This window comes from Algibacter luteus, assembly GCF_030344935.1.
GTDB classification, from domain to species: Bacteria; Bacteroidota; Bacteroidia; order Flavobacteriales; family Flavobacteriaceae; genus Arenitalea; species Arenitalea lutea.
The window spans coordinates 793,121-817,574 of record NZ_CP128313.1 but is presented as its reverse complement, the minus strand read 5'-3'; the positions used below and the strand labels follow the sequence as shown (position 1 = coordinate 817,574).

Sequence of the window (24,454 nt, the reverse complement as noted above, 5' to 3'; positions counted from 1 at the left end):
TTTTACCAACACGTTTCTTAATGTAAAAATAGCTATAAAAATATTGTTGCTGTAAAGATAGAAGATTATTTAAAATAGCGCTAAATATATGAAATTCTTATTTTAAAGCCTGAAAATTAAAAAGTTGTTAACACGAAATCGTTTTCGTAGAATATTTCGTAATTCAAATTTACTTCTTTACAAACGCTTTACATATTTTTGACATGAGGAGTGAAAATATAACTGAATTATTCAAACTAAAATTTAAACCAAATTATATGAAAACAAGTATTCATAGTTTGCTGTTTATACTGTTAATGGCACCCGTCTATGTTTTTGGACAAACATCATTATCAGGAACAGTAACAGAACAATCTACTTCCTTACCGCTCCCGGGTGTTAATGTTGTTGTAAAAGGAACAAATACTGGTTCTGCAACAGACTTTGATGGGAATTACCGGATTGAAGTGAATAACGGCGACGTTATTGTATTCTCCTATATAGGATACCAAACATTAGAAGTAACTTACACTGGGCAACTAAATCTAGATGTACAATTAACAGAAGACGCTTCGCAATTAGACGAAATTGTAGTTATTGGTTACGGTAGTGTTAAAAAAGAAGATCTCACAGGTTCAGTAGATGTTATTTCTTCAAAAGATTTTAACCAGGGAGCAGTGATTTCTCCAGATCAATTACTTCAAGGTAAAGCTGCTGGTGTTAGAATTACTAGTGCTGGTGGACAACCAGATGCTGCTCCAAATATTAGAATTAGAGGTGGATCTTCCCTTTCCGGAAACAATTCTCCTTTAATTGTTATTGATGGTGTGCCGTTAGATAACGGTGGTGTTGCTGGTGTAGGCAACCCTTTAAGTTTAATAAACCCGAATGATATTGAAAGCTTCAGTATTTTAAAAGATGCATCGGCAACCGCTATTTACGGTTCTCGTGCCTCTAATGGTGTACTTATTATTACTACTAAAAAGGGAACTTCTGGTGAAGCTAAATTTAATTTTTCTGCTAGAACCTCAATAAGTGAAATTGGTACTAACAATCAAATACCTGTGTTTGATGGCAACGAATTTTTACGATTTGCTAATCAATATTTCCCAGATGATATCGGTTCTATAGGTGTACCTTTAGGCTCTGTAGATACTGACGAACCTTTTAGAGTTTTTAACACGCCTGCAGGCGATCGTGCTATTTACAATACCAATTGGCAAGATGCTATTTATAGAACAGCCGTAACTCAAGATTACAATTTTGGAGTTAGAGCTAATTTATTTGAAAAAATACCATTTAGAGCATCTGTAGGTTACAACGAAACGGAAGGTGTTGTTAAAACAAACGATTACGAAAGATTTACGGCATCTATTAGATTAACGCCAAAACTTTTAGACGATCATTTAAAAATAGATTTTAATGCGAAAGGTACATCGGTTAACAAGAATGCTGTTGATGAAGGTGGTGCTTTAGGTGGTGCAATTTCTGCAGACCCAACAAAACCTATTTATGATGCAAATTCTATGTTTGGTGGATACTATCAGCAATTACAATTGTCTTCGTTTACAAATGCACCAAATGCGAAAGCTGGAGCTAGTAACCCATTAGCGGTATTGCTACAAAGACAAAGACCTGAAAAAGTAAAGCGTATTTTAGGAAATTTAGAATTAGACTATAAATTCCATTTTTTACCAGAATTACGTGCTGTTGTTAATTTAGGTTTAGAAGCCTCAAGAGCTGAAATTGAAGAGCAGTATTTAGACAATGCAGTTAATAGCTACACACAGATTTTTAGTGCAGATTTAGCTAATCCGCTTGCAGATGGAACTTATATTCTTCAACCAGGTTTAACTTATGCTGAAAGACAACACATTACCAACGTAACTGCTGAATATTATTTAGCTTATCGAAAAGAATTTGATGATTTGTTCATTAACAATTTCGATGTTCAAGCTGGTTATTCATATCAGAATTTTAAAAACGATGGTAATAAAGATGAGTTTCAATCTGACCCAATTGCAACAGCTGATGGTGTAGCAGGTGAAGATTTTGATTTAGATCTTGATGGTATCACAGGAGATAGAGTTCCAAACATCAACCCTAATAATCCTAACAGTAGATTTTTTAACGAACTAAACTTACAATCGTTCTTTGCTAGAGCCAACGTTAATTTAGGCAACAAGTACTTGGTAACCGCTTCGTTCAGAGCTGATGGCTCGTCTTTCTTTACTGAAGAAAATCGTTGGGGTTATTTCCCTTCAGCTGCTTTAGCGTGGAAAGCGAAAGAAGAAACATTTTTACAAGATGTTGATTTCATAAACGATTTTAAAGTACGTTTAGGTTGGGGTGAAACTGGTCAGCAAGATATTTCTGGTCAAGTTGGTTTCTACCCTTCAATTCCATTGTTTGAAATTGGATCACAGAACAGTCAATATCTTTCTGGTGTTAATCTTTATAACGCTAAAGAATTTAATCCTGATTTAACTTGGGAAAAAACAACAACTTACAATTTAGGTGTTGATTTCGACTTTTTCAAAAACAGTTTTATATCTGGTTCTTTCGATATTTATAAAAGAGACACTAATGATTTATTAGTATTAACTGGGGTGCCTCCAGGGCAAGCCTTAAGTGATCAAGTTATTCAAAATGTAGGTTCTACTGAAAGTAAAGGTTTCGAGTTAAACTTTAATCTTAACCCAGTTAGAACTACAGATTTTAATCTTTCATTTAACGGAAACCTATCCTATAACTTCACCGAGGTTACAGACTTAAAAGGTGTAGAACAAATCAATGCGCCAAATGGCGGATTAGCAATTGGTACAGGTAATATTTTATTACGTCATGCTTTAGGTGAACAAGCTGGTTCTGCTTGGGTTTTAAAACAAGTATATGATGCTGACGGCGATCCTGTTTTAGGTTCGTTTGTAGACTTAAATGATGATGGTAGAATTACAGAGGCCGATAGATATTACAGAGCCATTCAACCAAACTGGACTTTCGGTTTTGGATTTAACATGACTTACAAAAATTGGGATTTCAGTGCAAGTTTTAGAGGTCAATTAGATGGAGAAATTTACAACTCAAGACGTTTAACACATGGAGCTATAGATAATGCTAAATCATTAGATGGTACGTTCTTCGTGAACTCATTAGACTTCTATAGCGGAGAGGCAAACCCAGTGTTTACTGATATTCTAGATCCAGTTCAGTATTCTGATTACTTCTTAGAAGGCGCGTCCTTTTTAAGATGTGAAAACATTGTAATTGGACATACTTTAACTAATTTAGTAAAAAACGCAAACGTTAAATTATACGGTGCAGTTAACAATCCTTTCTTAATCACAAATTATTCAGGGCAAGATCCAGAGAATTTTACGGGAATCGATAACGACTTCTACCCGAGAGCTACTGTATATAACATTGGTGTAAATATTGATTTTTAAACTATGAAAATTATGAAAAATAACATTTTAAAATTTCTATTTGGTTTAGTGGTTGTTTGCACTTTCACGGTGAGCTGTACAGACGACTTAAATACCGAACCTCTAATAGAATTATCTTTAGATGAGCTTTTAGCTCAAGACCCACAAGCTGTTGAAGGCATTGTGTCTAGACTTTATGGTTCTTTCGCGCTTTCTGGCGCAAACGGTCCTGGAAGTTCAGATATTAGTGACGATGCAGGAGAATCGCCTTTTTTAAGAGGAATTGTTAACCTTCAAGATTTTGCAGCAGATGCTATGAAAAATCGTTGGGGAGATAATGGTTTAGACCAATTAACAACAACTAGTGATTGGACTGCCGAAAATAAATTCTTCAGATATTTATACAATAGAATATTCTTTACGATTCCGCAGTGTAATAACTTGCTTTCTATTTTACCAAATGTTGATGTTGAAAACAAAGACGCGGTAATTTCTGAAGTGAGATTTATTAGAGCACTTGCAAACTATTATTTAATTGACGTATTCGGAAAAGGTGTAATTGCAACTGAAGAAAACTTTGGGCAATCAGAATCATTACCAGAAGCTTCAAGACAAGAATTATTCGAATATGTAGAATCTGAATTATTGGAAATTGAAGCACTTCTACCAGAAACAAACACTTATGGTAGAGCAACTAAAGGTGCTGCGCAAATGCTACTTGCTAAATTGTATCTTAACGCAGAAGTATATACAGGTACGCCGGAATATGACAAGGCAGCAACATTTGCTAATAAAGTTATTACGGAAGGCCCTTATAGTTTAGCTACAGATTTCGTGAGTATTTTTTCCGCTGATAATGATTCATCGCCAGAAATTATATTCCCCTTAATTGCAGATGCTCAAGTGAGTCAAAGTTTCGGAAACACAACTTATATTGTAAATGGAAGTTTAAATTCTGATACTACGCCATTAGCGCAATTCGGTGCAACTGAAGGTTGGGGAGGTCACAGATCTTCAAAAGCCTGGTATAGTTTATTTGGCGATTTAGGTACTTCAACCGATGTGAGAGCAAGTTTATTCTGGACAGACGGACATAATTATGAAATGGAAGATTACAAAGAATGGACCGATGGGTATCCTGTTGTAAAATTCAGAAACACTAGTTTTAGTGGTGCTTCTTCTCCATCTGCTTTTTCTAGTACAGATTTTCCATTATTCAGACTAGCCGATGCCTATTTAATGTATGCAGAATGCGCTGTTCGTGGAGCTGCAGGTGCAGATATGGGAACTGCTGTGCAATACGTTAATGCAGTAAGAACAAGATCGAATGCGAGCAGTATAACGCAAACAGATTTAACAGAACAATTTATTCTTGACGAGCGCGCAAGAGAGTTAAATCTTGAAGGTCACAGACGTACAGATTTAATTCGATTTGGAAAGTTTACCGGAGGGTCTTATTTATGGCCTTGGAAAGGTGGTGTAAAAGATGGTACTTCAATACCAGATACTTATAATTTATATCCTATTCCGTCTTCGGCATTACAAGCAAACCCTAATCTAACACAAAACCCAGGATTTTAAAAAACTAAATTTAAACGATTATGAAAAATATAAAAATTTTATCACTCTTATTACTAGCTATCATTGGCTTCAATGCCTGTGATCAGGATGATGATTTAGTATTCACCGCACAAGAACCTACCGATGGTATTGTATTCTCTAATTCATTTTTAGATGAGTATGTTCTTACTGTTGCAGCTTCTAATAATTTAGGTGAACGCTTCACTTGGAAGGATGCTAATTTTGGAGTTCCAACAAATGTAACTTACGAATTAGAAAATTCAATCATAGGTGATTTTACTGATGTAACAACAGTAGGCACTACCGACGGGAATGAACTTGCAGTGACCATTGGTAAAATGCTCGAATTTGCCACAGCAGCTGGTTTAGATAACGACCCAAATACTGATTTACCGAACACAGGAACACTTTACTTTAGAGTAAAAGGGTTTATTGGAACCGAAGGGCTTCCAACCTATTCTGCAATACAAGAATTAAACGTTGTATTACCAGAAGAAGTTGTTGGTGGCGGTGGCGCTTTTGAAATTGCATCGTGGGGTGTTGTTGGTTCTGGTTATAATAACTGGGGCGCATTTGCCGATGGTAAATTTTACACAACGGCAACGCCAGGAGTTATCGTATCATACGTTAATTTACTAGATGGTGAAATTAAATTTCGCGAAAACAATGCTTGGGATAATAGCTTAGGTGATGCTAATAACGATGGTATTTTAGATACAGATGCCGATAATAATATTGCGGTAACAGCTGGTGATTATAAAATTACTATTGATACTAATGATAACGCTTATACTATCGAGCCATTTTCATGGGGTGTAGTTGGTTCTGGATTTAATGATTGGGGAGCAACGCCTGATGCTAAATTCTACTACGATTACACAACCGATACTTTTAAAGCAGGCGTTCAATTATTAGACGGCGAAATTAAATTTAGAATGAATAACGCATGGGATGTTAGTTTTGGTGATGCCAATGCTGATGGTATTTTAGATACTGATGCTGATAATAATATAGCATCAACTGCCGGACACTACTTAATTACAATTAACCTAAATGATAATTCTTATACCATAGAAGAATCAAATGTATATGGTGTTGTTGGTTCTGGATATAACGATTGGGGAGGCGCTGGACCTGATGCTTCATTAACCGAAATTCAACCAGGTGTATGGTTTGCTGAAAACATCACGTTGTTAGATGGTGAAATTAAATTCCGTCAAAACAATACTTGGGATGTAAGTTATGGCGATGCTACTGGTGATAATATTTTAGATACCGACGCCGACAATAACATTGCATCTGAAGCTGGAAACTATGTTATTAGCATAGACTTTAATGATGCCGAGGGTATTAAATATTCTATCGGAAAAAGGTAAACTCTTTAAAAAGAAGTAAATTTTTTTTGAATTAAAAAGAGGTTGCACGCTTAAAATATGCAACCTCTTTTTTTATAAAACATTATGGCATGAAGAAACTTGTACTTATTTTTTTATTATTTATTAATTGGTGTTTCGCACAGCAGCAAACAGTTACACACACTGTTTCGCCTTCTCCTTTTGAGGAAGACGATAACATAACCATTACCATACAAGGCAGCAGTATTAATGAAGTAACTTGGGGCGTAACAGGAAACGAACTTTATCTTTGGGCTTGGTCTTTAGACACCAATTTAACCAACGAACAAGGCTGCCCTACTAATGGCTCTTGGGACAACTCTAATGAAGCGAATAAACTAACCTATAATAGCGGTGCAGACACTTATACTATTTCATTTGTACCTACCGCATTTTTTTCTAGAACAAATATTGGAAGAATTGGCTTTTTAGTTAAAGCTAAAGATGGTTCTGGCGATAAAAAATCGCAAGATATCCTTGTTGATGTTGGTGCATTTCAACTATCACTTACTGCTCCTACTAACACGACTACCATTCTATCTTCAGGCAGTAATTTAAATATTACGGCAACAAACACTGGTGGCAACGCAAATTATGTTTTAAAAGCAAACGGAAGTACTATTAATACGCAAACAGGTATTTCTTCATATTCGTATACAGACTCTAATATTACAATTAATAAAAATTACACCCTTGAAGCTACTTTTAACGGAACTACAAAATCAAAATCATTTTCTGTTATTGTTGATCCAGGATCAGATTTTAGCATCATGCCACAAACCTATTTAGATGGTATCAATTTTGATGACACCGATCCTACCACTGCGACTTTAGTACTATATGCGCCGGGTAAAGATTTTGTTTATGTTGCAGGGAGTTTTAATAATTGGGAACCAGATGCAGCGTATGCCATGAAAAGAGATCCTTCTAGAAACAATAAGTTCTGGATTACCCTAACTGGTTTAACACCAGGACAAATTGAAACGTATCAATATTGGGTTGTAGATAAAACACCGGCAACGAATTCACCTGCATTGGTAAAAACTGCAGATCCTTATTCAACTTTGTTATTGTCACCTTTTGATGACCCTTGGATTCCTTCTAGTACATATCCTAATTTACCCGCTTATCCAACAGGGCAAGAACGTGAAGTTACGGTTCTACAAACCGACAAAACACCTTATAACTGGCAAATTACAAACTTCAATAAGCCTAAAAAAGAAGACTTAGTTGTATATGAGCTTTTAATTAGAGATTTTGATGCAGACAGGAATTTTCAAGATGTTATTGATAAAATAGATTACTTTAAAAATTTAAACATCAATGCCATTGAACTCATGCCTGTAATGGAATTTGAAGGCAATGAAAGCTGGGGTTACAATACAGCGTATCATATGGCTTTAGATAAATTTTATGGTACCGAAGATAAATTTAAAGAACTTGTAGATGTTTGTCATCAAAATGGTATTGCTGTTATTCTAGATGTCGCATTAAACCATGCTTTTGGTAGAAACCCAATGGTACGTATGTGGATGAACGACCCAGATGGTGATGGTTGGGGCAATCCAAGTTCTGAAAACCCTTATTTTAACGAAACTGCAAAACACGCTTATAGTGTTGGTTCAGATTTCGATCATTCAAATTCTTTTACAAAAGTTTACACAAAACGTGTTGTAAAACATTGGATTGAAGAATTTAAAATTGATGGTTTCCGTTGGGATTTAACCAAAGGATTTACACAATTATGTTCTTCCGGAGATGAGGGTTGTACAAATAGTTACAAGCAGGACCGTGTAGATGTTTTAAAAGAGTATGCCGATTATTCATGGAGCTTAGATGAAACTCATTACGTTATTTTTGAACACTTAGGAGCTGATAATGAAGAACAGCAATGGGCTAATTACAGACTAGGAGATGCCATTCCTAAAGGTGTTATGATGTGGAGTGAAATGTGGACGCCTTATAAAAACTTAGCTCAAGGGCAGTCAAGCGATATCAATTTCGATAGAATGGGACATACCGCACATGGATTTACAGAAAAACGAACATTAGGATACCCAGAAAGTCATGATAAAGATCGTATCATGTACGAAATGACAGAATTCGGTATAAGTACCAATCCATCTCATGATGTTAAAGATTTAAATACAGCTTTGTCAAGAATGTCCGCTTTAGGAGCAGTAACTTTAACTATTCCAGGTCCTAAAATGGTGTGGCATTTTGCAGAATTAGGAATGGAAAACTCTATATGGACATGTAACAATGGCGTAGTTAATTCTGATTACGACGGTAATAATGATGGCGATTGTAAGTTAGATACTAAACCACAACCACAATGGGTTAACAACTGGCTTAGTGATCCCAACAGAAGTCAAATTTATAACGATTGGGCTAGACTAAATGCTTTAAAAATTAACGAACCTGTATTTGAAGGTAGTTACAACATAAGCTCAGGTACACAAACACCAAGAATAAGTATTTACACTGGTAATGAAAACACTTCAGGTACCGAACTTAAAAATGTAATTGTTCTTGCTAATTTTTCAGTAACAACTCAAGTGGTAAATCCAAATTTTCCTTATACCGATGATTGGTACGATTTGATGGATAATACCGGGAGCACGGTTATAGCTGGAACCACAACTGCAATCACTCTTAATCCAGGGGAATTTAGAGTGTATGGAAATCAGCCTTCAACATTAAGTTCGAATAATGAAATTTTTGCTGGTGATTTTGTTATTTATCCGAACCCTGCAAATAACAACTTTAGCATCAACAAAGCCGTTGAATCTGTTTCAATTTATGACACTACTGGAAAATTAATTTCAACTTTTAAAGGCGGCTTTCAAATGAACCATGAATTTAATATTTCGAACATAACCCAAGGTCTATATATTGTGAGTTTTAAAACTGAATCTGCTTCTGTTTCTAAACGATTAATTATTAACTAAATTTTTAAATTATGAAGAACTTTTACTTTTTATTATTCTTTATCTCAGCTGGATGTTTGAGCGCACAAACAACTGTGAATTATGTTCAACAAGCTGAAAATTACAATGCTTTTTTTACTGATAGCGGTGGATCGTTTAACAATGGAGCTACCGAATTCGGAATGTGGGCTAATGGCGGAGGTGCTAAACAATCAGTGGCTTGGAGAAACTTTACTCAAGACGGAACCACCACTGGAACACCATCAACAATGGCAATAGGAGATAAATTCACTATTACAGTATCTGCAACCCAAGCATCATTTGGTGTAATTGGTTTAGCATTATTATCTAGTCCAACAGCAACAACAACTTGGGCAGACAGAATTAATAATTATGCGGTACAGGTGAATTTAAATGGAAATAGTGGTGCAAACGACCCGTGGGAGGTTGTTTCAAACGGTGGAACAACAAATGCGTCAAGCATTGGTAGTTCTGATAGTTATGCTGATTTTAAATTTGAGTTTACATTAAATACAGCAACTACAATGACCGTATCCATAAATGATGGAGCCGAAGTTTTCAATATCACATTAAATAATCAAGATATTACAGGTTATTCTGTTTATTTTCAAGATGATTGGAATGGTACTGCGAATGCGAATATTTATTGGAAACCAACAAGCGAATATACCTATGCGGTTACTTTAAGCACTAGAAAACTTGCAACTAATGATGGTATAAAAGTATTCCCTAATCCAGTTTCAAAAAGTTTTTCACTTAACCAAAATGTTGAGCGATTAGAAATTTATACAATTACAGGTAAACTTTATAAAACTACTATAGGTAGCTTCGAAGTAGGACATGTTTTTGATGTTTCAATGCTAAATAAAGGTATTTATTTAGTAAAAGTAATTAATACTGAAAACGAATTAAGCATTATTAAGCTTGTAAAAAATTAAAATAGCAAACTTGTTTATTCCAAAAAAAAGCTTCTCAATGCCTTTAAGGGAAAAGAGAAGCTTTTACTTTTTAAGGAATCCTGTTAACTAGCTGTTTCCTTTTTTATAATCTTCCAAAAATTTAGCAAGACCTATGTCAGTTAATGGGTGTTTTAACAACCCTTTAATGGCCGATAAAGGTCCAGTCATAACATTACTTCCTAATTTAGCGCAATCAATAACATGCATGGTGTGACGAACAGATGCTGCTAAAATTTGAGTTTGAAAACCGTAGTTATCATAAATCTGTCTGATTTCTGCAATTAGATTTAATCCATCGGTTGAAATATCATCTAACCTTCCTATAAAAGGAGATACATATGTTGCACCCGCTTTTGCTGCTAAAAGTGCTTGTCCTGCAGAAAACACTAATGTTACATTAGTCTTTATCCCTTTATCTGAAAAGTATTTGCAAGCTTTTATTCCATCTGCAATCAATGGTAATTTAACTACAATTTGAGGGTTTAAAGCAGCTAAAGCTTCACCTTCTCTCACCATACCTTCAAAATCTGTTGAAATCACTTCTGCACTCACATCGCCTTCAACTAAGTCACAAATTTTCTTGTAATGTGCAATAATATTGCTTTCACCAGTAATGCCTTCCTTAGCCATTAACGATGGATTAGTGGTTACACCATCTAAAACACCTAAAGCTTGTGCTTCTGCAATATCATCTAGGTTTGCTGTATCTATAAAAAATTTCATCTTATTGTTTTATTTATTGTTTAACTGAAACGGTTTCGTTAATATATTCTAATACATTTTTAGCTACTTTCTCACCAGTAAAACCAAATTTATCGTCTAATACTTTCGCTGGAGCTGAATAACCAAAATGTTCCAAACCAAAAACTTTCCCGTTTTCTCCTACTAGTCCTTCTAAATTCACTGGCAAACCTGCTGTTAAGCCATATAGTGGTTTGTTTTTTGGAATCACACTTTCTTGGTATGCTTTTGATTGTTGTCTGAAGACACCTTCTGAAATAATAGACGCAATACTAACTTTTAAATTCTCTTTTTCTTCCAGAATTTGTGCGGCATCAATTAGTGTTGAAACTTCAGATCCGTTAGCTATTAATACAACATCAGGATTATCAACCTTTTTCACTAAATACCCGCCTTTTGTAGCTTCAAGTGCTTCATGATACCTCGATTGGCCTTGAGCCGGAATATCTTTGATGCCTTGTCTTGATAAAATTAAACCTGTTGGTGTAGCATTGTTTTCTAAAGCCATTTTCCAAGCCACACTTGTTTCTGCCGAATCTGCAGGACGTAATGCTAGGAAGCTTGGTTTACCACTATGATTTTTTAATTTTTCTAATAAACGAATTTGAGCTTCTTGTTCAACAGGTTGATGTGTTGGCCCATCCTCACCTACTCTAAAGGCATCGTGTGTCCAAACATATTTCACGCCTAATTCTTGAATTCCACTTAATCGAATGGCAGGTTTCATATAATCAGAAAACACAAAGAATGTTGCTACAACCGGAATAATACCACCGTGTAAAGCAATACCATTTGCAATACAAGACATGGTTAATTCGGCAACTCCAGCTTGTAAAAATGAACCTGAAAAATCTCCTTTTTGTAATGCAGACGATTTCTTCAAGAACCCATCAGTTTTATCACTGTTCGATAAATCTGCTGAAGACACAATCATATTTTCAACATTATCAGCTAAATAAGCTAATACATTTGACGATGCTGCTCGTGTTGCTAATCCTGCTTTGTGTTCGATTGATTCAAAATCTAATTCTGGCAGTTTTCCAGATAAGAAAAAATCTAATTTATCGGCTAATGCTTTATTTTCGTTTCTCCAAGCATTTATTGTAGCTTTCTTTTTAGCTGCTTGTGCTGTTTTTTCTGAAATCAAATTCTTGTAAAAAGCACTTACATCGTCGTAAATATCAAATGGACTCTCAACTGAGGCCCCTAAATTCAATAGGGTCTTTTCGTAATCAGCACCGGTATGTCCTATTGGCTGACCGTGTAATTCGCAGTAGCCTTCAAACATACTGCCATCGGCTGCAACAGCTCCCTTACCCATAATGGTTTTTCCAATTATAAGTGTTGGTTTTTCTGTTTCGTTATTTGCATCATTTAATGCTTGTCTGATTTCATCGTGGTTATGACCATCAATTGTCACAACTTTCCATCCCCAAGCTTCATATTTTTTAGCGGTATCTTCACTTGTTACCTCATCTGTGGATGTTGATAATTGTATATCGTTTGAATCGAAAAACATAATAAAGTTATTCAATCCTAAATGCCCTGCAATTCTACCAGCACCCTGTGATATCTCTTCTTGAACACCTCCATCGGAAATAAAACCATATACTTTATGGTTCATCCAATCACCGAATCTTGCCTTTAAAAATTTGGCTGCAATAGCAGCTCCTACTCCCATAGTATGTCCTTGTCCTAATGGACCAGATGTGTTTTCAATACCTCTTGCTACATCAACTTCTGGATGCCCAGGTGTGATAGACCCCCATTGTCTGAAATTTGCAACATCTTCCTTCGCATAGTTTCCTAAAAGGTAATATTGTGCATACATTAAAGTAGATAAATGCCCTGCATCCATAAAGAAACGATCTCTAAATGGCCAAGTCATATCTGAGGGATCATAATTAAAAAATTCTGAATAAAGAATATGCATGAAATCTGCTCCTCCCATGGGACCACCTGGGTGACCCGAATTTGCCTTTTCTACCATGGCTACTGCTAATGCTCTTATATTGTCGGCAGACCTTTGATCAATGTTTTTGTTCATTTTTTAATTATAATTTATGTTTATTTTCTATTCTTCAGGAGACTTACTATGAAGGCTTTAATGAAAATTATAAACCTTATTTTATTGAATAAACCACCAAAAAAACCTAAGTTTTTGCAAATATATAATCTTTACTTTGCTTAGCTGTCCTGTATCTGAAAATAATTTAATAACAGATGTTAACATCTATATTTTTATTACCTTTAAGTCTCCTTAATCTTTTCGATAGTACTCTAACCCATTCATTAAGAAATTTAAATTATGAGTACCATTAAAATCGCAACTTTCAATGTAGAAAACCTATTTGAACGTCCTATTGTTTTTAACTTTAAAGACCACTCTATAGGTGACGAAATTCTAGAAAACGTAGATAAACTTAGGAAACTTTTAAAGTATACTAACTACACCCCCTATAGAAAAACTAGAATTTTGAATCTGTACAAGGATTTGAAAAAATATATCATTATTCGAGAAGATCGAGGTAAATTATTCAAAAAAAGAGGATGGGCAGTAATTGGCGTAAAAGCGAATGGTAGCGGTGATTGGGATGGCTCTATTGAGTATAAAAAAGCAAGTTTTTCTGATATGGCCCGCGAAAACACCGCCAAAGTAATTAAAAAAGTGAATGCCGACATTGCATGTGTTATTGAAGCAGATAACAGAATTGCATTAAAACGTTTCGATACACATTTGCTTAATTCAAAATACAAACATGAAATGCTAATTGACGGCAACGACCAAAGAGGAATTGATGTTGGAATAATCAGTAAACATGTATTTGGCAATATTCAAACCCACATCTATGATAAAAAAAGTAACAAAACGGTTTTTAGTAGAGATTGTTTAGAAGTAGAAGTTAAAATTTCAGCTACTAAATCTATTCACTTCCTTATAAATCATTTTAAAAGTAAAGGTTATGATATGGATGGCTCATCAGCAACTAAAAGAAAACGGCAAGCAAATCGAGTTAAAGAAATCCTCCAAAACTATGATTTGGATAATGATCTCGTTGTCGTTGCGGGCGATTTAAATGACACACCAAACAGCGATCCTTTAAAACCACTTTTAAACATGACTAAAATGCACGATGTTTTGTTTTTAGAGCACAGCAACGACATGTCGAAAAGATGGACGTATCATTATAATGATTTCGAGCAAATTGATTACATACTTGTTTCGAGCGCATTAAAAAATCATTTTGTAAGCGCAGGCGTTGAACGAAGAGGTATGTATAATTTAAAGAAGCTCACTACAAATTCTAATGGAGCCATTCCCATTGAAGAACAATTTGACACGGTTACCCATTGGACCAATCAGGCTTCAGACCATGGTGCGGTTTGGGCTAAATTTGATATTTGATTATCTCCCAAAATAAAAAAAGCTTCTTGTTAACAAGAAGCTTTTCCTTTACAGTGCGGGCGGGGAGACTCGAACTCCCACACCTCGCGGCACTAGATCCTAAGTCTAGCGTGTCTACCAATTCCACCACGCCCGCTAAAGGACTGCAAATATAAACAACATTTTTAAATTGCAAACTTTATAGTCTCAAAAAACATTCTTTTTTATACTTTTGGTTTTATCCTTACAAAAACAACTATGAAGCAATTACAATCCTATATTTCAGAACATAAAGACCGATTTTTAAATGAGCTTTTCGATCTTCTAAAAATCCCATCTATTAGTGCAGATACTGCCTATAAAAACGACGTTTTAAAAACTGCGCAAGCCATTAAAATAAGTTTAGAAAAAGCAGGTTGCGATCATGTTGTAATTTGTGAAACCGATGGCTATCCTATTGTTTATGGCGAGAAAACCATCGATAAAAATCTACCAACAATTTTAGTTTATGGGCATTATGATGTGCAACCACCAGACCCTTTAGATTTATGGACGTCTCCACCCTTTGAACCCGTAATTAAAAAAACAGAAAAACATCCAGACGGTGCTATTTTTGCTCGAGGTGCTTGTGATGATAAAGGCCAAATGTACATGCACGTTAAGGCTATGGAGTTTATGACAAGTACGAATCAACTGCCTTGCAACGTTAAGTTCATGATAGAAGGTGAAGAAGAAGTAGGAAGTGCAAACCTCGCAACCTTTGTAAAAAACAATCAAGAAAAATTAAAAAACGATGTCATTCTCATTTCAGACACAGGAATGATTGCTAATGATGTGCCATCAATTACTACCGGACTAAGAGGTTTAAGTTACGTTGAAGTTGAAGTTACAGGACCCAATCGCGACTTGCATTCAGGTTTATACGGTGGCGCCGTAGCCAACCCCATAAATGTATTAACCAAAATGATTGCATCGCTTCATGATGAAAACAATCATATAACCATTCCCGGATTTTACGATAAAGTTGAAAACCTATCAAAAGAAGAACGTGCAGAAATGGCTAAAGCACCTTTCAACCTCGAGAATTACAAAAAGGCTTTAGATATTGAGGCTGTTTACGGTGAAGCAGGCTACACCACCAACGAACGTAACTCAATACGTCCAACACTCGATGTCAACGGTATTTGGGGTGGCTACACAGGCGAAGGCGCTAAAACCGTTATTGCGAGTAAAGCCTATGCCAAAATCTCCATGCGATTGGTACCTCATCAAGACTGGATAGAAATTACCGAATTATTCAAAAATCATTTTGAAAATATTGCTCCCAAAGGCGTAAAAGTAAAAGTAACCCCACATCACGGTGGTCAAGGGTATGTTACTCCAATAAACAGTATAGGCTATCAAGCGGCTAGTAAAGCTTACCAAAATACGTTTGGAAAAACCCCAATTCCACAGCGTAGTGGTGGCAGCATTCCTATTGTTGCACTTTTCGAGCAAGAATTAAAAAGTAAAACTATATTAATGGGCTTTGGTTTAGATAGCGACGCCATTCATTCACCAAATGAACATTTTGGCATATGGAATTACTTAAAGGGTATTGAGACTATCCCCTATTTTTACAAATATTTTACAGAGTTATCTAAATAAATTTTGGGTGTTACCACAAGGGTCGCGCTTTACACTATATCTTTTGCAAAAAAAGCAAAAGGATGCCGTTTCAATCGCTAACACGTATTAGCAACAAACAATGAAAAACCAACATAGCAATCACCTTTTATTACTCGCCTTTGCCACCTTACTCATTAGTACTTCGGGTGTTTTAGGGAAATTTATAGATTTACCAACTCCCGTAATCATTTGGATTAGAAGTGCATTAGGCGCAGTTTTTCTATATGTTTTTTGTCGTTTTAAAAAGTTAAATCTTAAAATTCAATCAAAAAATGACATTCCAACTATTATTTTAGGCGCTATATTATTAGGCGTCCATTGGGTTACCTATTTTTATGCCTTAAAATTATCCAATGTTGCCATTGGCATGCTCGCTATGTTTACGTTTCCTGTAATTACGGCATTCCTAGAACCCTTGTTTACAAAATCTAAATTAAACCCAATCCATATTATTTTGGGTCTCATGGTTTTATTAGGCATTTATATGCTCGCACCCGATTTAAATTTTGAAAACACCTATTTAAAAGGGATTCTAGTCGGTATTTTTTCAGCTGTTTGCTATTCCTTAAGAAACCTCATTTTAAAACGTCATGTACACAAATATGATGGCACGGTACTTATGATGCAACAGGTTTTTATTGTTAGCATCCTATTACTTCCTGTTATGTTTACAATGGATATTAGTAATATTCAATCGCAAGTACCATACCTTCTGATTCTAGGGTTAGTTACCACCGCAATTGGTCATTCATTATTCATTAGTAGTTTTAAGCATTTCTCGGTAAGTACTGCCAGTATTATTGGAAGTGCACAACCTATTTTCGGAATAATTATGGCTTTCTTTTTCCTTAATGAAATTCCAACCTTAAACACCTTTTTTGGAGGATCTTTAATCATTGCAACCGTAATTATTGAGAGTGTTCGATCTAGAAATAGATAAACACATTGATTTTTTGTTGCTAAAAATGTAACAAACTCACCTGTTTTACGTTCTAATAGTCAATCAATCAACAAAACGAAAATCATGTTAAAAAAATTCTTCATCATCTGCTCTGGTGCAGACACACATATTCTAGAAGATTGTTCCATAGGTGAGCAAAACAAATACGCAGGAATTGGCGCTACTGTTTTCTTTACCGCCGTTATGGCATTTATTGCTGCTAGTTATGCGCTTTATACTGTTTTCGATAACTTATATACATCCATTTTCTTCGGACTTATTTGGGGCTTACTTATTTTCAATCTAGATCGCTATATCGTTTCAACCATAAAAAAAACAGGAAATGCTATTGACGAGCTCATTCAAGCCTCACCAAGAATTGCACTAGCAGTTATTATAGCTATTGTTATTTCAAAACCATTAGAACTTAAAATTTTCGAGAAAGAAATCAATCAAGTTTTATTAGAACAGAAAAACGCCATGTCGTTAGCAAATAAAATTCAACTTGCTGAACAATACACCCCAACTATCACATCCCTCCAAAACCAAATTTTGAGCTTACAAAATGATATTGAAATTAAAGAAGCAGAAGTTAATGCGCTTTACAACACTTATATCGCTGAAGCCGAAGGGACTGCAGGCACCAAACTACTAGGAAAAGGACCAGTTTACAAAGAAAAAAGAGAAAAGCACGATGCGTTATTAGCCGAATTGCAACAGCTTAAAATCGAGAATAAAGAAAAAATAAATAACATCGAAACAGAAATAGCCTCTCTTAAAGGCGAATACGATACCCAAGTTGCAACTACGCAGCCCATAATTAATAATTTTGATGGTTTAATGGCACGAGTGAATGCCCTAGGGAAACTACCTTGGCTACCATCGTTTTTTATATTCATGCTCTTTTTGGCTATTGAAACCTCTCCAATATTCGCTAAACTTCTGTCACCAAAAGGCGCATACGATTTTAAACTAGACGACCAAGAATCTGCTTTAAAAACAAATGTGCTACAAAATAAAAACCAGCGCGAAGCATTATTAAAGACAGATTATGCCATTAACGATCGTATTTACAGCGATATCGAACAAGAGGATGAATTATACACCTACAAGCGCAAAAAAGCGAGGGAACTTATGCAGTTGCAGGCAGATGCCTTCTATAAAAAACAGAAAAATATTTTATAATTAAGCTGCCTTTTCCGTTTTAAAATGATCGTATAATTCTTTACAACCGAATCCGACGATAGATAATCTTTTGTTTTTTGATAATGCCTCTTCATGAAGTTTGGCAATAGCATCAACACCATATTTATCCATACTTTCTATGTCTTCAATACTGATAGTTAAGTTATTTACACGCTCAAAAACATTTTTAAATTCTTTTTGAAAAAGGTTGAGACTGTTCTTATTAAGAACACCTTTCATTTTGAAAAAATTGTTGCAATTAGTAATTTGAAATTCCATAATAAACTGATTTTAAAGGATTAATATAATAGATCTGAGAGAGAGAAAGTTTTTGATTAGTGTTTAAATTTAAAAAATCATTTACGCAATTCATCATTTTTTCGACTAAGAGAAATTTACAATAGATAAAAAAATTCTTTCTGCTCATTTCATCGATGAGCAACCTTTTTTAGTTCCAAGATTTTGTTACTTTTACTTTCGATTAACAACTATTAAAGTAATATTGGTATGGCTTTTGTTTAATCATGCCCGAATGAGAATCTAATTAAGTAGAGAAATATTTATAGTTATGAAGAAGTTGATTGTATTATTATGTCTGGTATGTTTTTGTAATACCTATGCTCAAAGTAATGAGGAAGATGACATCAAAGCGATAAACAAAGTTTTGAAAAAACAACGTATTGCTTGGTCTAACAATAATCTGGAAGAATTTATGGAAGGGTATTGGAAGAGTGACTCCTTAAAATTCTACGGTAGTAATGGAGTGACTTATGGCTGGGATAATACTTTAGAACGCTATCAAAAAGCATATCCAACTAAAAATCATACAGGAAAACTTAGTTTTAGGATAAATGATGTGACTAAAATAAGTGAAGGTGCATACTACGTTTTAGGCGAGTATCATATTAAACGTGAAGTTGGGAATGCCGATGGTATTTTTATGATCATCCTTAAAAAAATAAATGGCGAATGGAAAATAATCGCAGATACCTCTACTTAATGCCTTAAAACCGTCGATCTGGATGAAAAGCATCAATATTTAAAGAGGTTTTAGCATTCGAAATAATTTCCGAAACCAACTTCCCTGTTGCTGTTCCCATACTCCATCCCAACATGGCATGACCAGTTGCGATAGTTAAATTAGCACATTTTTTTGATTTCCCGATATAGGGTAACCCATCTGGTGAAACAGGACGTAAACCTACCGCAACATTTTCCATTTCTTTAGGAGTCAACTTTATTTCTGGATAATAATTGCTAACCGCATTGGCTATGGCCTCCACTCTAACCTTATTAATGTTATGGTTGATTCCCGCGATTTCCATAGTACCTGCAAAACGAGTAAAACCACGCATTGGTGTTATCGCCACTTTAGCCTCAGTTAAAATAGCAGGAATAGTTATTCCGGTATCGCTCATAGAATTTATGCGATAACCTTTCCCTGCTTGAATTAAAAGTTTAAGACCTACTTTTTTACTTAAAATTGGCGCCCAAGACCCTGTTGCCAGAACAAACTCATTAGCTTTGTAAGTCTGTTTGCTCGTCTTAATAGCCCTTATTTTTCCATTATCAAACGCTACATCTTCAACCTTTTCATTGGTTAAACATGTAACACCATTTGATTTTAAATAAGATTTCATGTCTTTCATGAACTCATGTGGCGTCATGTGCGAATCGCATTTAAAATGTACAGCTCCTTTAACATTCAATTCTACTTGAGGCTCTAGTACTTTTAACTCCTTTAAACTAAGGTGACTCACGTCTAGTCCGTTTTGTTTTGCAATTTCGGCCACTTCAACTTCCTTGGCGAGCATTTCTTCGGTTTGGCAAAGCATCAAAAGTCCTTTTTTATCCAAATGAAAAGTGAATTGACCTTCCTGTTTAATATTATCATAAAGCTCTTGACTAAACACAGTTATATCTTTTATAACGGGAATCGATTTATTTACATTTTTTGATGAACAGGATTTGTTGAACGCCCAAGTCCACCTTAAAAAATCAGCATCCAATCGAGGTTTTATATAAAGTGGACTTGATGGATTAAACATCCACTTAACTCCAGTTTTAACTACGCCAGGAGCGGCTAACGGGATTAGGTGACTTGGTGACAAATACCCTGCGTTAACATAAGAAGCCCCAGAATCCATGTTAGATTGATCTATAACAGTAACCTGATGCCCTGCTTTATGCAGATAATACGCAGAACACAAACCTATAATTCCGCCTCCAATAATTATGACTTCTTTTGACATTTAAATCTCTTATTATTCTGATAAATCTCTTGTTATTCTGAAAAGTTTCAGAATTTTGTATTAGAAAACTTGAAAACCATGAGCGTAATAATCCTCTTCAGAATCAATTATAATTTTGTTATAGCCATACACTTTTGCCCAACCTTTAATACTCGGAATAATGGCTAATTTCCCATCAATTGTTGTTTCTTCCTCTACACAACCAACAAAAGTGCTTCCTATAAAACTTTCATGTATAAAATCTTCACCAATTTTTAATTTCCCCTTAGCATATAGTTGCGCTAATCTTGCCGATGTTCCAGTTCCGCAAGGGCTTCTATCGATAGCTTTATCACCATAAAACACGGCATTTCTTCCAGAGGAATTATTATCAAGAGTTTCACCAGTCCATTGTAAATGAGTAACATCTTTTATCGTTGGGTTTTCAGGATGCACGAACCTATTAGGATACTTTTTATTGATATTTTTTCGAACAGTTTGTGATAACTGAACAATCTTACTCGCCGTAAAATCTTGAATACCTGAGAAATTTTTCTGTGGATCTATTATCGCGTAAAAATTCCCGCCGTAAGCCACATCAAACACAATTTCCCCTAATTCTGGACATTCAACTGTAAGATTTTCAGCAGCCAAATAACTTTTTACGTTTGTGAATTTTACCCATTCTACCTTATCACCGTTTTTTTTATATTCAATGGTTACTAATCCAGCAGGCGCTTCCATTTTAATTTGTCCTTCAACTTTAGGTGTTATAAGGCCTTCTTGTATTGCTATGGTTATGGTTCCAATAGTACCATGTCCACACATGGGCAAACACCCAGAAGTTTCGATAAACAATATGGCAAAATCATTTTCAGGGTTATGTGGCGGATAAAGTATACTGCCACTCATCATATCATGACCTCGAGGTTCGAACATTAAACCCGTTCTTATCCAATCATAATGTTTTAAAAAATGAAGACGCTTGTCGTTCATAGTTTGTCCTTCCAATTCTGGGCCACCGTGTTTTATAACTCTCACGGGATTTCCGCAAGTATGAGCATCAATACATTCAAATACGTGTCTGGACATATTTTGAGCAAATTTATTTTGTTATGAAATTTTATCTGTTGTGTTTTGATTGTTTACCAATCTGGAAATTTGAAGCGGATTTTCATTTTTCAATGCATCTGGAAGCAATTGATTTGGCCAATTCTGAAAACTAACCGGTCTTACCCATCGCTTTATGGAATGAATGCCTACTGCAGTAAATCTGGAATCTGTAGAGGCAGGATAAGGACCTCCATGAACCATAGAAGGGCAAACCTCAACACCTGTTGGCACGCCATTAAAAATTAATCGACCTACTCTGTTTTGAAGTGCGTTTACAATATTGGTATATTTACTAAGTTCGCGCTCTTCCCCTAAAATAGTTCCTGTTAACTGACCTTCCAGCTTCGTAATAACACGTTCTAGTTCATCAATATTTTCACATTGAACCACCATAGAATAAGGCCCAAAAACCTCTTGATGAAGTTGTGTGTTTTCTAAAAACACTTGTCCTGAAACTGTGGTTACCGTTTGTTTCGCATAATTATTTTTGACTTGCGTATTAAAATCTGCTGCTACGTGTAGTCCTTTTTGAGACAAGGCTGCTTCTTTATTCCTGTTATATGTTTGATGAATGTTTGGATGCAACATACATGTAGGATCTATTTTTATGATTTCTTCAGAAAGGATTTCAACAAACTCCACTAAATCAGCTCCTTTAATGCCTAAAATTAAACCAGGATTGGTGCAAAACTGCCCCGTGCCCAATGTAATGGAACCCGCATAGGTTTTAGCAAGCGACTCTTTACGAGTATGAAGTGCTTCAGGCAAAATAACAACCGGATTGATACTTCCCATTTCTGCAAATACGGGTATGGGCTCATCGCGTTGTGCGGCCATATTATATAAGGCTCTTCCTCCTTTTATACTTCCTGTAAAACCAACCGCCTTAACATGCGGAAGTTTTACCAAACGCTCGCCTACCGAAATGCCACTACTATTCAAATTAGAAAATACACCTTCAGGCATTCCCGTTTTTTGTACTGCTTTAATTATTGCGCTAGCCACTAATTCTCCAGTGCCTGCGTGCATAGGATGCGATTTTACTATTACAGGGCAACCTGCTGCCAATGCTGCTGCAGTATCGCCACCTGCAGTAGAATACGCCAATGGAAAATTACTAGCACCAAAAACAACTACAGGACCAAGTGGTGTTAACATTTTACGAATATCTGGTTTTGGCATGGGTGTTCTATCTGGTTGAGCGGTATCAATTGCTGCTTCTACCCACGAACCTTCTAGAACTAAATCTGCAAAACTTCGCAATTGAAACACTGTACGTCCGCGCTCTCCTTGTGCTCTTCCTTCTGGTAATCCTGTTTCTGAGCAATAGGTTTTAATAAGCTCGTCATCTAAAGCCAAAATTTCGTCGGCAATGGCATTTAAAAACTCAGATTTTTTAGCTCCAGACACAGATTGAAAGACCTTGAAAGCATCATTTGCAAGTCTTAATGCCTTATCAATTTCTTCTGGAGTTGCCTCGGTAAAAACATGCTTGTTTTCAATATTTAATTGCGGGTTAAACGTTTTATAAGTTGTTTTCCCTAGCGCTGAAAGCTGGTTTCCGATATAATTTTTGCCTGTTATCATGTTTTATTTATGCTTTTTAAATGTGCTTCAACATTAACCGGTTTATAAACTGTTTTTGCTGACACTGGATATTTAGATAATAAATGACTTGGTCTTATTGGGCGTGGTTGAAAATCGCCACCGCAATTTGGACATACTAGTTGCAAGACATGATCTACACAGTCTTTACAAAACGTACATTCGAAAGTACAAATCATAGCTTCCTTGGAATTATAAGGAAGTGCTTTATTACAATGTTCGCAAGTTGGTCTTATTTCTAACATTCCAATTTGTGTTAGGAGTTGCAGTGAAATTTTTTTCTTCATGAATCTTTAAAAAAAAATTATATTCTTGAATAAAATCTCACCCGCGTCAATACGCGGTCGCTTCCCAATTATTTAAACTAAAATACTTAGATTTTTATAATCTGGAAGCTTTGGTCTTACCGAAATTGCGTCTGTTATGATTTTTTCGATTCTTTGGCGTTCTTCACCTTGTAACACTAATCTTGGAGCGCGAACATGCTCAGAGCCTATATTAGTAAATGATGCGGCTAATTTAATATACTGCACCAATTTTGTATTGATATCGAGTTCGAGTAAAGGCATAAACCATCTGTAAATTTTGATAGCTTCTTGTATTTTACCGGCTTTTTGAAGTTCGTAAATTGCTACTGTTTCGGCTGGAAATGCATCTACTAAACCTGCTACCCAACCATCGGCACCAATAAGTAAACTCTCTAAAGCTATGGTGTCCACACCACACAAAACGGCTAAACGATCACCAAATTTGTTTTTTATTCTTGTAATGTTTGTGGTATCTCTGGTAGACTCTTTCACGGCTTGTATGTTTGGACATTCTGCTAACAATTCTTCAAACATATCAAGGGTAACTTCAATTTTATAATCTACAGGATTGTTGTAAATCATAATCGGAAGATTAGTGCTTTTGGCAACGGCTTTAAAATAGGCAACAACCTCTTCATCGCTTGCTTTATAACGCATTGGTGGCAACATCATAAGGGCTTTAGCACCATCTTCTTCGGCTGTTTTTACTAAATTTATGGCGGCTTTAGTAGTTTGTTCTGCAATATTCATAAGCACAGGTACTTTACCATTAACCAATGCAACGGTTTCTCTGGTTAAAATACTGCGTTCTTGATCTGTTAAAGTACTGGCTTCTCCTAATGTGCCACCTAAAACAATACCATGAACACCTGCGTTTAATTGTGTAGTTATATTTTTTCTGAATAGTGGTAAATCCAACTCATCTTGTGCAGTAAATGGTGTTATTACTGCTGGCATGACACCTTTCCATTGAATACTCATAATAATTA

At 35.5% G+C, this 24,454-nt stretch carries 18 protein-coding genes and 1 tRNA gene; 10 read left to right on the top strand and 9 right to left on the bottom strand.

From position 1 onward, the window contains the following. Positions 1 to 257 precede the first annotated feature (257 nt). The 5 genes from O5O44_RS03515 to O5O44_RS03495 all read left to right on the top strand — a co-directional run bounded on the left by O5O44_RS03515 (position 258) and on the right by O5O44_RS03495 (position 10,268). Positions 258 to 3,425 carry a SusC/RagA family TonB-linked outer membrane protein gene (locus O5O44_RS03515; protein ID WP_289195754.1) on the top strand — a complete coding sequence of 1,056 codons (3,168 nt, stop codon included), beginning with the start codon at positions 258 to 260 and terminating at the stop codon, positions 3,423 to 3,425. A 12-nt stretch (positions 3,426 to 3,437) separates the two neighbouring features. Next, complete coding sequence (locus tag O5O44_RS03510; RefSeq protein WP_035105927.1) at positions 3,438 to 4,985, top strand: RagB/SusD family nutrient uptake outer membrane protein; 1,548 nt, start codon at positions 3,438 to 3,440, stop codon at positions 4,983 to 4,985. Positions 4,986 to 5,005: 20 nt separating this feature from the next. Next, positions 5,006 to 6,361 (top strand): SusF/SusE family carbohydrate-binding protein, encoded by a 1,356-nt coding sequence (locus O5O44_RS03505; RefSeq protein WP_289195753.1) that lies wholly within the window; start codon positions 5,006 to 5,008, stop codon positions 6,359 to 6,361. An 89-nt stretch (positions 6,362 to 6,450) separates the two neighbouring features. After that, positions 6,451 to 9,330: an alpha-amylase family glycosyl hydrolase gene (locus tag O5O44_RS03500; RefSeq protein ID WP_289195752.1), complete on the top strand. Its 2,880-nt coding sequence runs from the start codon at positions 6,451 to 6,453 to the stop codon at positions 9,328 to 9,330. Positions 9,331 to 9,341: 11 nt separating this feature from the next. Then, positions 9,342 to 10,268, top strand: coding sequence for a T9SS type A sorting domain-containing protein (locus tag O5O44_RS03495; RefSeq protein ID WP_289195751.1), 927 nt, complete (start codon positions 9,342 to 9,344; stop codon positions 10,266 to 10,268). A gap of 87 nt (positions 10,269 to 10,355) precedes the next feature. Here O5O44_RS03495 and fsa read toward each other — a convergent pair whose 3' ends face one another. Together fsa and O5O44_RS03485 are read right to left on the bottom strand one after the other, a co-directional pair. Continuing rightward, positions 10,356 to 11,012 (bottom strand): fructose-6-phosphate aldolase, encoded by a 657-nt coding sequence (gene fsa, locus O5O44_RS03490; RefSeq protein WP_289195750.1) that lies wholly within the window; start codon positions 11,010 to 11,012, stop codon positions 10,356 to 10,358. A gap of 13 nt (positions 11,013 to 11,025) precedes the next feature. Continuing rightward, positions 11,026 to 13,077, bottom strand: coding sequence for a transketolase family protein (locus O5O44_RS03485; RefSeq protein ID WP_289195749.1), 2,052 nt, complete (start codon positions 13,075 to 13,077; stop codon positions 11,026 to 11,028). 261 nt (positions 13,078 to 13,338) lie between these two features. Between O5O44_RS03485 and O5O44_RS03480 the strand changes: the two genes are divergently transcribed. After that, on the top strand, positions 13,339 to 14,436 hold the full coding sequence (locus tag O5O44_RS03480) for an endonuclease/exonuclease/phosphatase family protein (protein ID WP_289195748.1): 1,098 nt from the start codon (positions 13,339 to 13,341) through the stop codon (positions 14,434 to 14,436). Between the two features lie 54 nt (positions 14,437 to 14,490). On the opposite strand, the gene O5O44_RS03475 is transcribed toward O5O44_RS03480, so the two are convergent. Beyond that, a tRNA-Leu gene (locus O5O44_RS03475) sits at positions 14,491 to 14,572 on the bottom strand. A 101-nt stretch (positions 14,573 to 14,673) separates the two neighbouring features. Here O5O44_RS03475 and O5O44_RS03470 point away from each other — a divergent pair. The 3 genes from O5O44_RS03470 (at position 14,674) to O5O44_RS03460 (ending at position 18,208) form a co-directional block, all read left to right on the top strand. Next, on the top strand, positions 14,674 to 16,062 hold the full coding sequence (locus O5O44_RS03470) for a dipeptidase (protein WP_289195747.1): 1,389 nt from the start codon (positions 14,674 to 14,676) through the stop codon (positions 16,060 to 16,062). A gap of 100 nt (positions 16,063 to 16,162) precedes the next feature. Further along, entirely contained in the window at positions 16,163 to 17,023 is an 861-nt protein-coding gene (locus tag O5O44_RS03465) for a DMT family transporter (protein ID WP_289195746.1), read from the top strand. 84 nt (positions 17,024 to 17,107) lie between these two features. Continuing rightward, positions 17,108 to 18,208, top strand: a complete 1,101-nt coding sequence (locus O5O44_RS03460) for a DUF4407 domain-containing protein (RefSeq protein ID WP_289195745.1) — start codon at positions 17,108 to 17,110, stop codon at positions 18,206 to 18,208. Here O5O44_RS03460 and O5O44_RS03455 read toward each other — a convergent pair whose 3' ends face one another. After that, positions 18,209 to 18,487 (bottom strand): hypothetical protein, encoded by a 279-nt coding sequence (locus tag O5O44_RS03455; RefSeq protein ID WP_019386139.1) that lies wholly within the window; start codon positions 18,485 to 18,487, stop codon positions 18,209 to 18,211. A 289-nt stretch (positions 18,488 to 18,776) separates the two neighbouring features. On the opposite strand from O5O44_RS03455, the gene O5O44_RS03450 reads away from it, so the two are divergent. Then, on the top strand, positions 18,777 to 19,208 hold the full coding sequence (locus tag O5O44_RS03450; protein ID WP_289195744.1) for a YybH family protein: 432 nt from the start codon (positions 18,777 to 18,779) through the stop codon (positions 19,206 to 19,208). Positions 19,209 to 19,212: 4 nt separating this feature from the next. On the opposite strand, the gene O5O44_RS03445 is transcribed toward O5O44_RS03450, so the two are convergent. The 5 genes from O5O44_RS03445 to O5O44_RS03425 form a co-directional block, all read right to left on the bottom strand. Continuing rightward, a complete protein-coding gene (locus O5O44_RS03445; protein ID WP_289195743.1) occupies positions 19,213 to 20,460 on the bottom strand; it encodes an NAD(P)/FAD-dependent oxidoreductase in 1,248 nt (415 codons plus the stop codon). Positions 20,461 to 20,520: 60 nt separating this feature from the next. Next, positions 20,521 to 21,531, bottom strand: coding sequence for a 4-hydroxyproline epimerase (locus tag O5O44_RS03440; protein WP_289195742.1), 1,011 nt, complete (start codon positions 21,529 to 21,531; stop codon positions 20,521 to 20,523). A 21-nt stretch (positions 21,532 to 21,552) separates the two neighbouring features. Continuing rightward, the gene (locus tag O5O44_RS03435; RefSeq protein ID WP_289195741.1) at positions 21,553 to 23,139 is read right to left on the bottom strand and encodes an aldehyde dehydrogenase (NADP(+)); all 1,587 of its coding nucleotides are present in this window, start codon (positions 23,137 to 23,139) and stop codon (positions 21,553 to 21,555) included. Continuing rightward, a complete protein-coding gene (locus O5O44_RS03430; protein WP_289195740.1) occupies positions 23,136 to 23,444 on the bottom strand; it encodes a DUF1272 domain-containing protein in 309 nt (102 codons plus the stop codon). Before O5O44_RS03430 ends, O5O44_RS03435 begins: the two co-directional genes overlap by 4 nt. Before the next feature lie 72 nt (positions 23,445 to 23,516). Then, positions 23,517 to 24,446 carry a dihydrodipicolinate synthase family protein gene (locus O5O44_RS03425; RefSeq protein ID WP_289195739.1) on the bottom strand — a complete coding sequence of 310 codons (930 nt, stop codon included), beginning with the start codon at positions 24,444 to 24,446 and terminating at the stop codon, positions 23,517 to 23,519. Positions 24,447 to 24,454 lie beyond the last annotated feature (8 nt).

Excerpts from the sequence above, each read along its gene's own strand:
- O5O44_RS03515 (WP_289195754.1), top strand. The coding sequence starts at position 258 with ATGAAAACAAGTATTCATAGTTTGCTGTTTATACTGTTAATGGCACCC.
- O5O44_RS03510 (WP_035105927.1), top strand. The coding sequence starts at position 3,438 with ATGAAAAATAACATTTTAAAATTTCTATTTGGTTTAGTGGTTGTTTGC.
- O5O44_RS03505 (WP_289195753.1), top strand. The coding sequence starts at position 5,006 with ATGAAAAATATAAAAATTTTATCACTCTTATTACTAGCTATCATTGGC.
- O5O44_RS03500 (WP_289195752.1), top strand. The coding sequence starts at position 6,451 with ATGAAGAAACTTGTACTTATTTTTTTATTATTTATTAATTGGTGTTTC.
- O5O44_RS03495 (WP_289195751.1), top strand. The coding sequence starts at position 9,342 with ATGAAGAACTTTTACTTTTTATTATTCTTTATCTCAGCTGGATGTTTG.
- fsa (WP_289195750.1), bottom strand. The coding sequence starts at position 11,012 with ATGAAATTTTTTATAGATACAGCAAACCTAGATGATATTGCAGAAGCA.
- O5O44_RS03485 (WP_289195749.1), bottom strand. The coding sequence starts at position 13,077 with ATGAACAAAAACATTGATCAAAGGTCTGCCGACAATATAAGAGCATTA.
- O5O44_RS03480 (WP_289195748.1), top strand. The coding sequence starts at position 13,339 with ATGAGTACCATTAAAATCGCAACTTTCAATGTAGAAAACCTATTTGAA.
- O5O44_RS03470 (WP_289195747.1), top strand. The coding sequence starts at position 14,674 with ATGAAGCAATTACAATCCTATATTTCAGAACATAAAGACCGATTTTTA.
- O5O44_RS03465 (WP_289195746.1), top strand. The coding sequence starts at position 16,163 with ATGAAAAACCAACATAGCAATCACCTTTTATTACTCGCCTTTGCCACC.
- O5O44_RS03460 (WP_289195745.1), top strand. The coding sequence starts at position 17,108 with ATGTTAAAAAAATTCTTCATCATCTGCTCTGGTGCAGACACACATATT.
- O5O44_RS03455 (WP_019386139.1), bottom strand. The coding sequence starts at position 18,487 with ATGGAATTTCAAATTACTAATTGCAACAATTTTTTCAAAATGAAAGGT.
- O5O44_RS03450 (WP_289195744.1), top strand. The coding sequence starts at position 18,777 with ATGAAGAAGTTGATTGTATTATTATGTCTGGTATGTTTTTGTAATACC.
- O5O44_RS03445 (WP_289195743.1), bottom strand. The coding sequence starts at position 20,460 with ATGTCAAAAGAAGTCATAATTATTGGAGGCGGAATTATAGGTTTGTGT.
- O5O44_RS03440 (WP_289195742.1), bottom strand. The coding sequence starts at position 21,531 with ATGTCCAGACACGTATTTGAATGTATTGATGCTCATACTTGCGGAAAT.
- O5O44_RS03435 (WP_289195741.1), bottom strand. The coding sequence starts at position 23,139 with ATGATAACAGGCAAAAATTATATCGGAAACCAGCTTTCAGCGCTAGGG.
- O5O44_RS03430 (WP_289195740.1), bottom strand. The coding sequence starts at position 23,444 with ATGAAGAAAAAAATTTCACTGCAACTCCTAACACAAATTGGAATGTTA.
- O5O44_RS03425 (WP_289195739.1), bottom strand. The coding sequence starts at position 24,446 with ATGAGTATTCAATGGAAAGGTGTCATGCCAGCAGTAATAACACCATTT.